15 protein-coding genes are annotated in these 13,741 nt (G+C 72.3%); 7 read left to right on the forward strand and 8 right to left on the reverse strand.

Going from position 1 to position 13,741, the window contains the following annotated elements; all coding sequences use genetic code 11:
- Positions 1-10: 10 nt before the first annotated feature.
- Positions 11-1,081 (forward strand): phosphoribosylformylglycinamidine cyclo-ligase, encoded by a 1,071-nt coding sequence (gene purM / locus ABFJ78_RS04280; RefSeq protein WP_436384335.1) that lies wholly within the window; start codon positions 11-13, stop codon positions 1,079-1,081.
- A 62-nt stretch (positions 1,082-1,143) separates the two neighbouring features.
- Positions 1,144-1,560 carry an alternative ribosome rescue aminoacyl-tRNA hydrolase ArfB gene (gene arfB / locus ABFJ78_RS04285; RefSeq protein ID WP_400869439.1) on the forward strand — a complete coding sequence of 139 codons (417 nt, stop codon included), beginning with the start codon at positions 1,144-1,146 and terminating at the stop codon, positions 1,558-1,560.
- Here the strand turns inward: arfB and ABFJ78_RS04290 are convergent.
- From ABFJ78_RS04290 to ABFJ78_RS04300, 3 genes are all read right to left on the reverse strand, one after another.
- Positions 1,557-2,294, reverse strand: coding sequence for a GNAT family N-acetyltransferase (locus tag ABFJ78_RS04290; protein WP_436384337.1), 738 nt, complete (start codon positions 2,292-2,294; stop codon positions 1,557-1,559). The two genes, arfB and ABFJ78_RS04290, sit on opposite strands and share 4 nt — an antisense overlap.
- A 175-nt stretch (positions 2,295-2,469) precedes the next feature.
- Positions 2,470-3,120: a VanZ family protein gene (locus tag ABFJ78_RS04295; RefSeq protein WP_436384338.1), complete on the reverse strand. Its 651-nt coding sequence runs from the start codon at positions 3,118-3,120 to the stop codon at positions 2,470-2,472.
- 239 nt (positions 3,121-3,359) lie between these two features.
- Positions 3,360-4,265, reverse strand: coding sequence for a Gfo/Idh/MocA family protein (locus tag ABFJ78_RS04300; RefSeq protein ID WP_436384339.1), 906 nt, complete (start codon positions 4,263-4,265; stop codon positions 3,360-3,362).
- A gap of 66 nt (positions 4,266-4,331) precedes the next feature.
- On the opposite strand from ABFJ78_RS04300, the gene ABFJ78_RS04305 reads away from it, so the two are divergent.
- From ABFJ78_RS04305 to ABFJ78_RS04320, 4 genes are all read left to right on the forward strand, one after another.
- Positions 4,332-4,961: a hypothetical protein gene (locus tag ABFJ78_RS04305; protein ID WP_436384340.1), complete on the forward strand. Its 630-nt coding sequence runs from the start codon at positions 4,332-4,334 to the stop codon at positions 4,959-4,961.
- Positions 4,951-6,012, forward strand: coding sequence for a CbiQ family ECF transporter T component (locus tag ABFJ78_RS04310; RefSeq protein ID WP_436384342.1), 1,062 nt, complete (start codon positions 4,951-4,953; stop codon positions 6,010-6,012). The genes ABFJ78_RS04305 and ABFJ78_RS04310 overlap by 11 nt, the downstream gene beginning before the upstream one ends.
- Positions 6,009-7,607 (forward strand): ABC transporter ATP-binding protein, encoded by a 1,599-nt coding sequence (locus tag ABFJ78_RS04315; RefSeq protein WP_436384343.1) that lies wholly within the window; start codon positions 6,009-6,011, stop codon positions 7,605-7,607. The genes ABFJ78_RS04310 and ABFJ78_RS04315 overlap by 4 nt, the downstream gene beginning before the upstream one ends.
- Positions 7,608-7,932: 325 nt before the next feature.
- The gene (locus ABFJ78_RS04320; RefSeq protein ID WP_436384344.1) at positions 7,933-8,751 is read left to right on the forward strand and encodes an ECF transporter S component; all 819 of its coding nucleotides are present in this window, start codon (positions 7,933-7,935) and stop codon (positions 8,749-8,751) included.
- Here ABFJ78_RS04320 and ABFJ78_RS04325 read toward each other — a convergent pair.
- Both ABFJ78_RS04325 and ABFJ78_RS04330 read right to left on the reverse strand, forming a co-directional pair.
- Positions 8,742-9,596, reverse strand: a complete 855-nt coding sequence (locus ABFJ78_RS04325) for a 3-hydroxybutyryl-CoA dehydrogenase (protein ID WP_286001104.1) — start codon at positions 9,594-9,596, stop codon at positions 8,742-8,744. The two genes, ABFJ78_RS04320 and ABFJ78_RS04325, sit on opposite strands and share 10 nt — an antisense overlap.
- A 106-nt stretch (positions 9,597-9,702) precedes the next feature.
- Positions 9,703-9,891, reverse strand: coding sequence for a DUF3073 domain-containing protein (locus ABFJ78_RS04330; protein ID WP_086684206.1), 189 nt, complete (start codon positions 9,889-9,891; stop codon positions 9,703-9,705).
- 207 nt (positions 9,892-10,098) lie between these two features.
- On the opposite strand from ABFJ78_RS04330, the gene ABFJ78_RS04335 reads away from it, so the two are divergent.
- Positions 10,099-10,995, forward strand: coding sequence for a hypothetical protein (locus tag ABFJ78_RS04335; RefSeq protein WP_436384345.1), 897 nt, complete (start codon positions 10,099-10,101; stop codon positions 10,993-10,995).
- Between the two features lie 72 nt (positions 10,996-11,067).
- Here ABFJ78_RS04335 and ABFJ78_RS04340 read toward each other — a convergent pair whose 3' ends face one another.
- Genes ABFJ78_RS04340 through ygfZ form a run of 3 tightly spaced genes read right to left on the reverse strand, consistent with a single transcriptional unit; the run spans position 11,068 to position 13,740 of the window.
- Entirely contained in the window at positions 11,068-12,000 is a 933-nt protein-coding gene (locus ABFJ78_RS04340) for an asparaginase (RefSeq protein ID WP_436384346.1), read from the reverse strand.
- Entirely contained in the window at positions 11,997-12,560 is a 564-nt protein-coding gene (locus tag ABFJ78_RS04345; RefSeq protein ID WP_086681249.1) for an RsiG family protein, read from the reverse strand. The genes ABFJ78_RS04340 and ABFJ78_RS04345 overlap by 4 nt, the downstream gene beginning before the upstream one ends.
- A 49-nt stretch (positions 12,561-12,609) precedes the next feature.
- Positions 12,610-13,740 carry a CAF17-like 4Fe-4S cluster assembly/insertion protein YgfZ gene (ygfZ, locus tag ABFJ78_RS04350; protein ID WP_436384348.1) on the reverse strand — a complete coding sequence of 377 codons (1,131 nt, stop codon included), beginning with the start codon at positions 13,738-13,740 and terminating at the stop codon, positions 12,610-12,612.
- Between the last annotated feature and the right edge of the window lies 1 nt (position 13,741).

Here is a 13,741-nt window from a genome sequence, read left to right on the forward strand (position 1 = left end):
TCCTTCCACCGTGAGCGAGTCCACGAGCGCCACGTACGCCGCCGCCGGGGTCAGCATCGACGCCGGCGACCAAGCCGTCGAGCTGCTCAAGCCGCACGCCGAGCGGGCCACGCGGCCCGAGGTCATGGGCGGCGTCGGCGGCTTCGCCGGGCTCTTCTCCCTGAAGCTCGACAAGTGGAAGGAGCCGGTGCTCGCGTCCTCGACCGACGGCGTCGGCACCAAGATCGCGGTCGCGCAGGCGCTGGACAAGCACGACACGGTCGGCATCGACCTGGTCGCCATGGTGGTCGACGACCTGGTCGTGACCGGCGCCGAGCCGCTGTTCCTGCAGGACTACATCGCCGTCGGCAAGGTGCACCCGGAGAAGATCGCCGCGCTGGTCGGCGGCATCGCCGAGGGCTGCGTCCAGGCCGGCTGCGCGCTGCTCGGCGGCGAGACCGCGGAGCACCCCGGCCTGATGGGCGAGCACGACTACGACATGTCGGCCACCGGCGTCGGCGTCGTCGAGGCGTCCCAGCTGCTCTCGCCGGAGAAGGTCCGCCCGGGCGACGTCGTACTCGCGCTCGGCTCGTCCGGCCTGCACTCGAACGGTTACTCCCTGGCCCGGCACGTGCTGCTGGACATCGCGCGGATGCCGCTCGACGGCCACGTCGAGGAGTTCGGCCGCACCCTCGGCGAGGAGATGCTGGAGCCGACGCGGATCTACGCGAAGGACTGCCTGGCGCTCGCCGCCGAGACCGAGGTCCGGACGTTCGCGCACATCACCGGCGGTGGCCTGGAGGCCAACCTGGCCCGCGTCATGCCGCGCGGCCTGGTCGCCCGGCTCGAGCGCGGCACCTGGACGCCGGCGCCGGTGTTCGCCCTGATCGGCCAGCGCGGCAAGGTCGAGCGGGCCGAGCTGGAGAAGACGTTCAACATGGGCGTGGGCATGGTCGCGATCGTCGGCCCCGAGGACGTCGACCGCGCGCTGGCCATGCTGACCGCGCGGCACGTCCCCGCGTGGATCCTGGGTGACGTCCAGCCCGCCGGCGACGTCGACGGCCCGCGCGCGGTGCTCTCGGGCGACCACCCGCGGTTCTGACAGCGTTCTTTCAAAACGCGCTCGACCCGGCTGTCACACTGGTTGACGTGGCAGCCGAAGACGTGGTGATCGGCTCCCGGTTCACGATCCCGGGAGCCGAGTTGAGCGAGCGCTTTTCGCGCTCGTCCGGCCCGGGCGGGCAGGGCGTGAACACCACGGACTCGCGCGTCGAGCTGTCCTTCGACGTCGCCGCGTCGCCGTCGATCCCCGAGTACCTGCGTGACCGGGTCCTGGCCGGGCTCGGTTCGCGGCTGGTCGACGGCGTCCTCACGATCGCGGCCAGCGAACACCGCTCGCAGCTGCAGAACCGCGAGGCGGCGCGCGGCCGGCTCGCGAACCTCCTGCTCGACGCGTCTGCGCCGCCGCCCGCCAAGCGGCGCCCCACGAAGCCGTCCCGCGGTTCGAAGGAGCGCCGCCTGGCGTCGAAGAAGCGCCGGAGCGACGTGAAACGTGGCCGCTCCGGCCGCTTCGACGACTAGGCCGGCGACAGGTGCACGCACTCGCCCGCCGGCCGGTAGCCGACGCGGGCGTAGACATTCCCGATCCCCAGGTCACCAGGGGTCAGGAACGCCGTGTGCGCACCGGCTTCGTGCGCTTCGCGGGTGAGCCGCGCGGTGAGCGCCGCGGCGATCCCGCGGCCGCGGTACGGCTCGAGCACGGCGATCCCGGCGACCTCGGTGGTTCCGTCGACGATGTCGAGCGCGACCCCGCCGCCGACGACCACGCCGTCGGCTTCCGCGAGGAGGTGCCGTCCGCTGCTGGTCTTCAGCTGCTCGACCTCTTCGTCGCTGATTTCCGGCGGTTCACCGAACGCGGTGTTCTGCGCGGCTCGCATGCGCCGGAAGTCCTCGCCGGACTCCGGTGCGCGCAGCCGGATCCCCGCCGGCGCCGGCTTGTCGACCCGCTCGGCCGGCGAGCAGGTCATCAGCGGCACCCGGCGTTCGAGCCCGTACCCCGCGTCGACCAGCAGTTTCTCCAGGTCGGGGGCGACGTCGGTGAAGTACTCGACCCGCGGGAGCAGGTCCCGCCGCCGGTACGCCTCCGTCAGAGCGGCGATCTCGGCCGGCGTCGGCCGGGCGCCGTCGTCCGGGATCGCGTAGTTGAGCATCGGGTGCGGCGTGCCCGGCGAGTAGGTGGCCAGGAAGGGGCCGACCCGCTCGGTGTCCCGGCCGCGTGGCGCCGTCTTGCGGACATAGGCCTGAATGGTGGACATGTGAGCCTTTCGAAAGTACGTCAAGGAACCGCAGCCCGGTGCGCGGGCTTGCGGGCAGATCGCCGGGCGTCGGGCCTAGCGGGGGCCGACGCCGGAGGCGGCGCCAGGCATAGGCGGTCATTCCTTGACTCGAAGGGGCTGTCCTGCCGCCATCTTGGCACGGCCCGCAACCGGATTACTGGCGTTCCGGGTGCGCGATGGCCGCGTAGCGCGTGTCCCAGACCGAACGCGGGACGCGCAGCCGGAGCGTGGGCGACTCGCAGATCCGGCGCCGCTGCGCCGGGATGGCCACCGGCGGTGGCGGGTCCAGGGAGCGCCACCCGCGCCGGCTGAGCGCGGCCCCGAGCGTCGCGCCCGCGGTGTTCAACAGGACGTCGTCGGCCGAGGTGACCCGGCCGCAGTGGATGAGATATTGCGTACCTTCCACCAGCACGGACGCAAGCAACGCGGCCAGCGCGACCCGCAGCAGGGTGCGCAGCCGGCGCACCCGCAACGGCAGCAACGCGCCGAGCGGGCACAGCAGCAGGACGTTGCCGATCACCTGCCAGAGTGAACCGTCGTCGGCGAACGCGGCGGTGATGTCGGAGCCGGGAACGAGGTCGAGGGTGCTGTCGGACGAGCCGCCGACCGGCATGATGACCAGGCACAACACGAGAAACACCAGGAGCGTGGCGGCGCAGTCGGCGCCGGCCGTCGCGGTCGCGAAGCGCGCCGGGAGTCTCCGCCGTCGCCGGGCCGCGAGCAGTGGCCACCCCAGCAGCGCGTACGGCAGTGCGATCGCCGATATCGGAATCATCCCCCAGAAGGCGCGAAGCAGCGCTTCCATGCGCGTCCTCTCTTGGAACCCCTCCATTCGAATTCACCTTCGCACCGCAAGATCGACTCGGCAGTCCGAGGGCACCGCACTATTCGGTGATCTTTCCGGTGGCGGCGTTTGTCTTCCCGTGGTTCGGTCAGGAGACGCACTGTCCACAGTGGAGGTTGTGGACAACCCTGTGGATGAATTCGGAGACTTCCAGGAGAAGCCTTACTTCACAACGTAAATCCGCGTGCCGGGCCTGTGTACTACTCGGCGAGCGCGCGGGCCTGTTCGAGCAGCTTCTGGAGGTGCAGGCCGCGCCGGACGTCGCACGGGTGGGTGGTGGTGCCACTCGCGATCATCGCGGCGAAGTCGTCCAGCAGCGCGGTGTAGGACTCCTGCGCCGAGCCCGGTTTGCGCCCGAGCGTCCGGTATCCGTGCTCGCCCCAGACGGCGACCTCGACAACGGTCGGCTGCACCGGCAGCCGCAGCGAGAGCGTCGCGGTGCTGATCACGCCGGCTTCGTGGGCGAGCATCAGGTGCCAGAGGTCGCCGGGGCTCCGCCGGGCGGCGACGACCTCGGTGATCGGGCCGAGCGCGGCGTCCAGCATGTCGAGCGCGTGCGGGCCGATGTCGAACAGCGCGCCGCCGTCGTCGTTGCGCCATTCCGAAGCGGCGTACTGGCCGCCGAGCAGCGCGCCGGACAGCCAGCGCGCGCCACCGCCCGCCCAGCCGCCCGCCTGGGCGAGGCCGGCGAGCCAGTCCTGGGTCTGCGCCGAGTACCGCAGGGTCAGCACGACGAGCGCGGCCACGTCCGCGGCCGCGACGGCGTCGGCCAGCCGATGCGCCCCGGCGAGGTCGGCGGCGATCGGCTTCTCCAGGATCAGGTGCTTCCCGGCTTCGGCCGCGCGCACGGCCAGCTCGGCCTGGATCGACGGCGGAACGGCGAACGCGACCGCGTCCACCTGCTCGAACAGCTCCTCGACGGTGTCGGCGGTCGCCGCGCAGTGCGTGTCCGCAAGCGCTTGCGCGGCCTCGGGCCGCCGGGCCCAGACCGCGGTCAGCGCCGTGCCGGGGTGATCCGCAAGCCCGGGCGCGTGGATCGTCGTCGCCCACGGGCCGGCGCCGATCAGGCCGACGCGCAGCTGTCCGTCCGCGATGAGCTGTCCCACGGCCCGCAGTCTAGGTGTGTTGCTCGTCGCGCCGGAACCGCGTCCTTCGCTGGTTAAGGTTCTTGCATGATCGCCGCACGTTTCGCCCGCTTGTCCGCCCTCTGCGCCCTGCTGCTGGGCGCCTCCTTCGCGGGCGCCGCGCCCGCCTCGGCGGCCGATGGGGCGTGCGCCGAAGGTGCCGGCGTGACGGTGGTCGTCGACTTCGGCGACCTGGGTCCGCAGCCGCTGATCCGCTGCGCCCCCGGGACGCCCGCGAACGGCATCGCGGCCCTGCAGGAGGCCGGGATCGACGTCACCGGCTCGCAGAAGTACGGCCTGGCCGTGGCCTGCCGGATCGACGGCAAGCCGGGTCCCGACGTCGAATCGTGCGCGGGGATGCCGTCGGCGACGGCGTACTGGAGCTACTGGCACGCGTCGGCGGGCGGCGTCTGGGAGTCGAGCCAGGAGGGTGCGCAGACGTCGAAGCCGGTGGCTGGTGGCTTCGAGGGCTGGGCGTTCGCGCGGCCGAAGTCGGCGAACGACCTGCCCGCGCCCCCCAAGGTGGCGCCCGTGCGGCAGGCGGCCACCCCAGCTCCGGCGCCCGCTCCCGCCGAGCAGGGCGGTTCGTTCCCGTGGGGCCTGGTCATCGGGGCCGTAGTGATCGTGGTGGTCGCCGGCGCCGGGATCGTCGTGGCCCGTCGCCGGCGTGCGCAGTAGGGCGCTGCACCCCGGCGCCTGGTGGGTCTGGGCGCTCGCGCTGGCCGTCGCCGCAAGCCGGACGACGAACCCGCTGCTGCTCGGCCTGATCATCGCCGTCGCGGGGTTCGTCGTCGCGAACCGGCGCAGCGACGCGCCCTGGGCGCTGGCGTTCCGGCTGTACGCGTACGTCGGCGCGCTGATCGTCGCGTCGCGCGTGCTGTTCCGGATCCTGGTCGGTGGCGAAGACGGCGGGCACGTGCTGCTGGCGCTCCCGCGGATCCCCCTGACGGCCGGGTTGTCCCTGCTCGGGCCGACGTCGGCGGAGGCGCTGCTCGGCGGGTTCTACGACGGCCTCCGCCTGGCGACGATGGTCGTCTGCGTCGGCGCGGCGAACGCGCTCGCCAACCCGAAACGCCTGCTCAAAGCGGTTCCCGGGGCACTGTACGAGGTGGGCACGGCGGTCACGGTCGCCCTGACGGTCGCGCCGCAGCTCGTCGAGAGCGTCCAGCGCGTGCGGCGGGCCCGGCGGCTGCGGGCGGGCCGGACTCGCGGGCTGCGGGCGGTCAAGGGCATCGTGGTGCCGGTGCTGGAGGACGCGATGGACCGGGCGCTGCGGCTGGCGGCCGCGATGGACTCCCGGGGCTACGGGCGCCGGGCGTACCTGAGTCCCGGGGTGCGGGTGCTGATCGCCGCCTGCGTTCTCTCGGGGCTGGTCGGCGTGTGCGTCGGCGTCTACGGCGTGCTCGACGGGACGTCGTCGTGGCCCGGCGTGCCGCTGCTGGTCCTGGGCCTGGTGGTGGCGGTCGTGGGGTTCGTCGTCGGCGGCCGGCGCGTGCGGCGCACGGCGTACCGGCCGGATCCGTGGCGGTGGCCGGAGACGCTGGTCGTGCTCGCCGGCGTCGGGTCGTGCGTTTCTCTTTTCGTTTTCGCCCAGGTCGATCCGGCGAACCTGTTCCCGTCGTTGAGCCCGTTGCGGTGGCCGGAGGTTTCCCTGGTGCACGTGGTTTCCCTGCTCGTCGCGGTGCTGCCGGCGTGGGTCGCGCCGCCTCCCCCGGAGGTCGTCCGGTGATCGAGTTCTCGCGGGTCACGGTGACCTACCCAGACGCGGCGCGCCCGGTGCTTTCGGACGTCTCCCTGCAGGTCGAGGAGGGCGAGCTGTGCCTGGTCGCGGGGCCGACCGGGGCCGGCAAGTCGACGTTCCTCGGCGCGATCAACGGGCACGTCCCGCACTTCACGGGCGGTCTTTTGGCCGGTCGCGTCCTGGTGGACGGGCGCGACACGGCTTCGTTCCCGCCGCGTGAGCTGGCTTCGGTCGTCGGGGTCGTCGGGCAGGACCCGCTCGCCGGGTTCGTCACGGACACCGTCGAGGAGGAGCTGGCGTACGCGATGGAGCAGCTCGCGGTGGCGCCGGACGTCATGCGCAAGCGCGTCGAGGAAACCCTTGACCTGCTGGGGATCGCGGACCTGCGCCACCGTCCACTTCGGACATTGTCGGGCGGGCAGCAGCAGCGCGTGGCGATCGGCTCGGTGCTGACGGCGCACCCGTCGGTCGTCGTGCTCGACGAGCCGACGTCGGCACTGGACCCGACGGCGGCCGAGGACGTGCTGGCGGCGATCACCCGGCTGGTGCACGACCTCGGGACGACGGTGGTCGTCGCGGAGCACCGGATGGAGCGGGTGGCGCAGTACGCGGACCGGCTGCTGTACCTGCCGGGCGACGGTTCGGTGCGCTCGGGACCACCGGCGGAGATCCTGGCGACGTCGTCGATCGCCCCGCCGATCGCCGAGCTGGGACGGCTCGCGGGCTGGTCACCGCTGCCGTTGTCGGTCCGCGACGCCCGGCGGGTCGCGGGGCCGTTGCGATCGCGGCTCCGGAAATTGTCGGTGGTGGGTCGTACTCTCTCGGTGACCGGTTCGGCACTGGACGTGAGAGAGGTGGTGGTCCGATACGGGGATGTCCTGGCGGTGCGCGGGGTCGACCTGCGCGTCGGGCAGGGGGAAGTAGTCGCGCTGATGGGACGCAACGGCTCCGGCAAGTCGTCGCTTCTCTGGGCGGTGCAGGGCAGCGGGCCGAGGTCGGCGGGGAAGGTCGACGTCGGCGGAGCGGACCCGGCATCGCTCAAGCCACGAGCGGCCCGTCAGCGCGTGGGGCTGGTCCCGCAGACCCCGGCCGACCTGCTGTACCTCGATTCGGTCGACGCCGAGTGCGCACAGGCCGACACGGAGTCCGAGGTACCGGCGGGGACGGCCCGGGCCCTGCTGGACCGGCTCGCCCCCGGGATCGCCGGTGAAGCGCACCCCGGCGATCTTTCCGAAGGGCAACGACTGGCGCTGGTGCTGGCGGTCCAGCTGGCGGCGGCCCCGCCGGTCGTGCTCTTGGACGAGCCCACGCGCGGCCTCGACTACCACGCAAAAAGGCGCTTCGCGGCGACCCTGCGAGAGCTGGCCTCGCAGGGTCACGCGGTAGTGCTGGCCACGCACGACGTCGAGTTCGTGGCAACGGTGGCAAGTCGCGTGGTGGTCATGGCCGAGGGCGAGGTGGTAGCGGACGGCCCGACGAAGGAGGTGATCGTCGCCTCGCCGGCGTTCGCGCCGCAGGTGGCGAAGATCCTGGCGCCGGAGCAGTGGTTGACGGTGGACGAGGTCGCCGAGGCCCTGGCATGAGGACGGTGGAGGAGGCGGAGGGGCGGGGGCGGGCGGGGGGCCAAGGCCCGCGCCGACCGACGCCACGGCCGGTTGCTCGCCGCTTGGGCGATGGTTTGCGGGTTCGTCCGTTCGACAGCCATGGTCCGCGCCGATCGGCGGCATGCCCAAGCGCACGGCCGGGCGTGCTCGGCAATGTCCGGCGGGCTCATTCGGCAGGGGGCCAACTCCTGCGGCAACCGCCGGCGCGGTCGGCTGCTTCTCGGCTCGGCGCGTGGTCGGCCGGTGATCAGCCGCGGGTCGGCGGTGCTGTCCCACGCAGGGCCGCGGCGTCGGAGGTCGCGCCATGACCGACTTCCTCGGCCCACCGGCCCGCGCGGTCCGCGTCACCCTTCAACCGGCGCTGGTCCTCACCACGGCGACCGTCCTCGGCCTGGCCATGTTCTGCTGGCCCCTCTTCGCCCACCCGGCACCGACCGCGGCCGCGCACACCACCGACGCCCCGTTCGTCTTCATGGCGACCCTGCCGGTGCTGATCCTGGTCGTCCTCGCCGAACTGTCCCGCGGCGGCATCGACGCCAAAGCCCTCGCCCTGCTCGGCGTGCTCTCGGCCGTCAACGCCGGGCTACGCCCCCTCGGCGCCGGCACCGGTGGGATCGAGCTGGTCTTCTTCCTGCTCGTCCTCGCCGGGCGCGTGTTCGGACCGGGGTTCGGGTTCGTGCTGGGCTCGACGTCCCTGTTCACCAGCGCGCTGCTCACCGCCGGCGTCGGGCCGTGGCTGCCGTTCCAGATGCTCGCGTCTTCGCTCATCGGGCTCGGGGCCGGGCTGCTGCCGCGCAAACCGCGGGGCAAGGCCGAGATCGCCATGCTCGTCGCGTACGGCGTCTTCGCGGCCTACTTCTTCGGGCTCCTGATGAGCCTGTGGTCGTGGCCGTTCCTCGCCGGCACCAGCACCCAGCTCGCGTTCGTGCCCGGCGCGCCACTGCTCGACAACCTGCACCGGTTCGCGGCGTTCACGGTCCTCACGTCGACGCTCGGCTGGGACACCGGCCGCGCGATCACGAACGCGGTCGCGATCGTCCTGCTCGGGCCGGCCGTCCTCGCCGTACTGCGGCGCGCCGCCCGGCGGGCCGCCTTCGAGGCGCCCGTCGAATTTCAGCCGTAGGAGTAGAAGCCCCGGCCGGTCTTCTTGCCCAGCAGGCCCGCGTCCACCATGCGCAGCAGCAGCGGCGGCGACGAGTACAGCGGCTCCTTGAACTCCGCGTACATCGAGTCCGCGATGGCCTTGATCGTGTCCAGCCCGATCAGGTCGGACAGGCGCAGCGGGCCCATCGGGTGCGCGGTGCCCAGCTCCATGCCGCGGTCGATGTCCTCCGCCGACGCGAAGCCCGACTCGATCATGCGGATCGCCGAGAGCAGGTACGGCACCAGCAGCGAGTTCACGATGAACCCGGCTCGGTCCTGCGACCGGATGACCGTCTTGCCCAGCGCCGTCGTCGCGTGTTCCTCCGCGCGGCGGGCCGTCTCCTCGCTCGTCAGCAGCGAGGGCACCAGCTCGACCAGCGGCAGCACCGGCACCGGGTTGAAGAAGTGGATGCCGACCACCTGCTGCGGCCGGCTCGTCGCCATGCCCAGCTTCATGATCGGGATCGACGACGTGTTGGACGCGAACAGCGCGTCCTCCGCCTCGACGATCTTGTCCAGCTGGCGGAAGACGTCGACCTTCGCCTGCTCCTGCTCGAGGATCGCCTCGACGACCAGTTCGCGGTCGGCGAACTCGGCGATGTCCGTCGTGAAGCGGAGCCGGCCCAGTGCCGCGTCGGCGTCTTCGGAGGAGAGCTTGCCGTTCTTGACGCCGCGTTGCAGCGACTTCTCGATGCGGGCCTTGCCCGCGTCGAGCGCCGGCTGGTTCACCTCGGTGACCACGACGTCCAACCCGGACCGGGCGTGCACCTCGGCGATGCCGGACCCCATCAGGCCCGCCCCGACGACTCCAACCCGACTTACCACCGGCTCACTCCTTCATCGCCTCGCAGGCCCGTACTTGGGCAGCACGCAGCGCGCGAGGGCGGTGACCAGGTCGTACCCGGCATCGCCCTCGCGCGGTTACGCGTGCTCAACGACGGTACTCGTCGTACCCATCGTCGTACGGGTCTTGATCTTCGCTGTCGGACTCCTCGTAATGACTGCTGGAGGAGTTACTCGACAGCTCGCGCTGCAAAGCATCGAAGTCGGTCTCGTGCGAGCTGTACTTGAGCTCGCGCGCCACCTTCGTCTGCTTGGCCTTAGCCCGGCCGCGCCCCATGGCTCGACCCCCTCGCACAGGGGCGGGGCGGCCGGGGGAATCGGCGGCCCCGCATCGTCTCGACAATTCTTTCCTGCTCACACCGTACCGTGTCCGGGGGGTTCGATGCGACGTGGCACGGTGTGCCGGTGGTGACAGTGTCCGCCGGACACCGGTTACCGGCCGGTCGGTGGCGATCGGCGCAGGTAGGCGTGCCACGATCTACTCGTGCTCCGTCCCTTCGCGGCCTACTTGCGGGTGTACGAACCCCTGCTCGCCCTGGGCGAGCCGCCGGACGAACGGCTGCGTGCGGCCGTCGCGGCGGCCAAGCTGCGGCGGACGGACGCGGGGGTGCGCGAGCAGGCCATGTGGCTCAAGTCACAGGTCGCGGCGCCGCGGCGGCTGCTGCCCGCCGAGCTCGCCGACGGGCGTCCCGCGCCGAGCCTGCTGACCGACGTCCTGGTGCTCGCGCCCGAAGACCTGCCGGACGGCCGGGCCGGGCAGGGGCCGTTCGTCTGCCCCCTGGAGCTGCGGGCCCGCTCGGCCGCGGCACTCGTCACGTTCATCGGGGACGCGCACCCGGCGCTGAAGAACGTCGTCCTCGACGAGGGTGGCTTCACCCAGGAGACGATCCGCGCGCGGACGAAGTCGGCGATGGCGGACCTGAGCACGACGGCGGCGCACACGCTGTCGACGACGTGGACCGTCCCGCTGCCCTGGTTCGTGCTGATCGACCCGGACGAGCGCCGGCTGGTGCTCGGCAGCGGCCGCGACGACCCGAAGCGCGAACTCTCCTGGCGGACCACCCTCGCCGACGCGCAGCACCGGGCGCGCGAGGCGGGCGAGCTGCTGGAGCAGACGTTCGGCGACTCCGGGCCCGGGCGCGTGCTCTTCGAGACGCGGCGGTGGCTGGACAACTTCCACGCGGACTCGGTGGTCGAGCTCGACTACGGCGGGCTGGTCCAGCTGTTCGCCGACCCGATCCTGGAGTCCGACAACACCGCGGACGAGGTCCACGACATCCTGGACGCGCTGCGCTCGGGCAACGTCGAGGAGCTGGCCGAGCTGTTCTCCGACCTGCGCGAGTTCTGGGGCGACCTGGCGTCGAAGGAACGCTCGAACTAGCGCTTCCGGCCCCGAAACCGTCCGGCCCGAAACTGTCGGTGCCCACCGGTAGCGTGGAAAACGGGGGCCTGCTCAGCGTAGTTCGGGCACCCGCACCTCGCCGACCGGGCGCCCGCCGCCGAGCACCGAGCCGCGGGCCAGTTCCCCGAGCCCCGAGACGTCCACACCCAAGTAGCGCAGCGCCTCGACCGCCAGGGGGGCGCAGGCCCGCTTGTTGCCGTCGTCGATCTTCATCGCCACGGCGAACCCGTCCGGGAGCGCGAACGCGTGGACGCCCTCCGCGCCGCCCTTGGCGACCAGACCGTCCACGGCGGACATCAGCACGGTGTCCTCGCGGCCCGTCCCCGCCACCAGCCACGGGTGCGCGCGCATCGCCGAAGCGACCTCGGAAGCGGGACCCGAAGTCGCGGACGTCACCCGGCCGAACGCGCGGGCCAGGCCCGTCAGGGAGAACGCGAAGAGCGGCGCGCCGCAGCCGTCGACACCCGTGTGGGCGATCGGTTCGCCCGTCAGCTCCGCAACGACCGCGGCGAGCGCCTGCTGCAGCGGGTGGTCCGGCGATTCGTACCCCGACGTCGGCCAGCCGGCGCGGACGCAGGTCGTCAGCATCGCCGTGTGCTTGCCGGAGCAGTTCATCATCACGCGCCGCGGCTCGGCGGCGTCGCGCATGCTCGGGACGTGCAACGGGAAGTCCGGTGGGCACGCCAGGTCGTCTTCGCGCAGCCCGGCCGCGCCGAGCAGCTCGAGCACCCGCTTCACGTGTCCCGGCTCGCCGGAGTGCGACGCGCACGCCAGCGCCAGCTCCTCGCCCGTGAAGTCCAGCCCGGACCGCAGCATGCCGATCGCCTGCAGCGGCTTGTTCGACGAACGCGGGAAGACGGGCGAAGTCACGTCACCCAGGGCCAGGCGCGCGTCGCCTTCGGGGCCGGTGATCACGAGCGCGCCGCGGTGGACGCTTTCCACGAAACCGGACCGGACGACTTCCGCGAGGACGGGATTCGTCACTCGCCGTGCCCGCCTTCGCTCTCCAGCAGCTCGTCCACAGTGGCCGAACCCTGCTGGTAGCGCTTCGCGATCTCCGCGTTGAGCGTGTCCATCACGCCTTGCACTTCGCGCCGGAAGGACGAAACCGACAGCTCTTCGCTGGCGTAGGTGTCCAAAGCGGAGGCGAGCTTCTCGTCCGTCAGAGACTCGACGTCGGTGAGGTCGGTGTCGCCGATCAGGGCCTCCGCGTGCCGCCGGTGCTCGCCGGCGCGGGACGGCTCGAGCTGCTGGTGGCGGCCGGAACCCGCGGCCGGGCCCAGCGCGTTGTCGGCGAGGATCGTGGCCAGCTGGTCGACGATGCTCGACTCGCCGCCGGAGCTGCGCCGCGCCTGCTCCGCGCGGACGATGTCGATCCGCGCGTGCAGTAGCCGGCGCAGGTAGGACAGGTCCGTCTCTTCCTGCGCGGCCTCGTCGCGCCGCTCGCGCAGCACCTTCAGCGGCAGTTCACCCAGGCCGCTGAGGTACCCCGGGCCGAGCACGCGGTCGATCCGCCGCCTGCCGCCGGGCCGCACTTCGATCACAGCGCAGTTTATCCCGGTTGAGCGTGATCTCGCTGTCAGGGGCTTTCGATCAGCCACGGAGTTGGGCCGCCGCCGCACGGCCGGGCGCGGGCTGCTCCGAAGGGACGGAATCGGGGTCGATCGCCGCCTGGACGAGGTTGTCCTCCGAGCCCGTCAGCAGCTCGGCGCCCACCGGGGTAGACCGCTTGACCAGCGCCAACGCGATCGGGCCGAGCTCGTGGTGCTGGATCACCGTGCCGATCCGGCCGACGGTCCGGCCGTCGAGCAGCACGGGGTCGCCGGTCTCCGGCGTGACCTCGGGCGAGCCGTCGAGGTGCAGCAGGAGGAGGTTGCGCGGCGGGCGTCCCACGTTGTGGACCTTCGACACCGTCTCCTGGCCGCGGTAGCAGCCCTTCGCGACGTGCGCGGCCGAGCCGACCCAGCCGACTTCGTGCGGGATCGTGCGGTCGTCGGTGTCGACGCCCAGCCGCGGCCGCAGCGACTCGACGCGCAGGGCGTCGAACACCCAGCTGCCCGCCGCGCGGGCGCCCGCGTCGGTGAGCCGCTTCCACCACTCGACCAGGGAGTCGCGCGGCACCGCCAGGTCGACGCTCCACCGGCCGGGCCACGGCATCCGCCGCGCGAACCCGCCGCCGGGCAGCGCCGCGACCGCGTACGGCTCCGGGCCGACCTCCGCGCCGACCGCGCTCAGCACGCGCTCGGCGTCCGGGCCGAGCACGGTGAGCAGCGCGAGTTCGCCGGTCGCGTCGCGGATGTCCACCTTGGACCAGAACTTCATCGCCTCGAGGTACTCGAGCAGGGTCTGCGGGCCGCCCTTGGGCAGCGCGCTGGTGACGCTCGTGCCGGGGTCGGTGTCGAGGTAGACGGTGCCGTCGAGGTGCGCGACCACCATGTGCGTCTCGACGCGGCCCTGGCTGTCCAGCACCAGCGCCTCGGTGCCGGACCCTTCGGCCAGCTCGGTCACGTGCTGCGAGATCACCAGGTGCAGCCACGACAACCGTTCTTCGCCGCTGACGGCGAGGAATTCGCGGTGCGACCGGTCGATCACGACGGCGCTGCGCGAGGCCGTGCGCTGCTCCGCGAAGGGGTCTCCCCAGTGCCAGGGGACGCCGGCTTCGGGGTGGTCGTCAGGAGAAGGGATCGATCCGGGCACGTCCAGCAGCGGCGAGCGGTACGGCATA

Origin of the sequence: Amycolatopsis sp. MEPSY49 (assembly GCF_051337345.1) — a bacterium.
Classification (GTDB): Bacteria; Actinomycetota; Actinomycetes; order Mycobacteriales; family Pseudonocardiaceae; genus Amycolatopsis.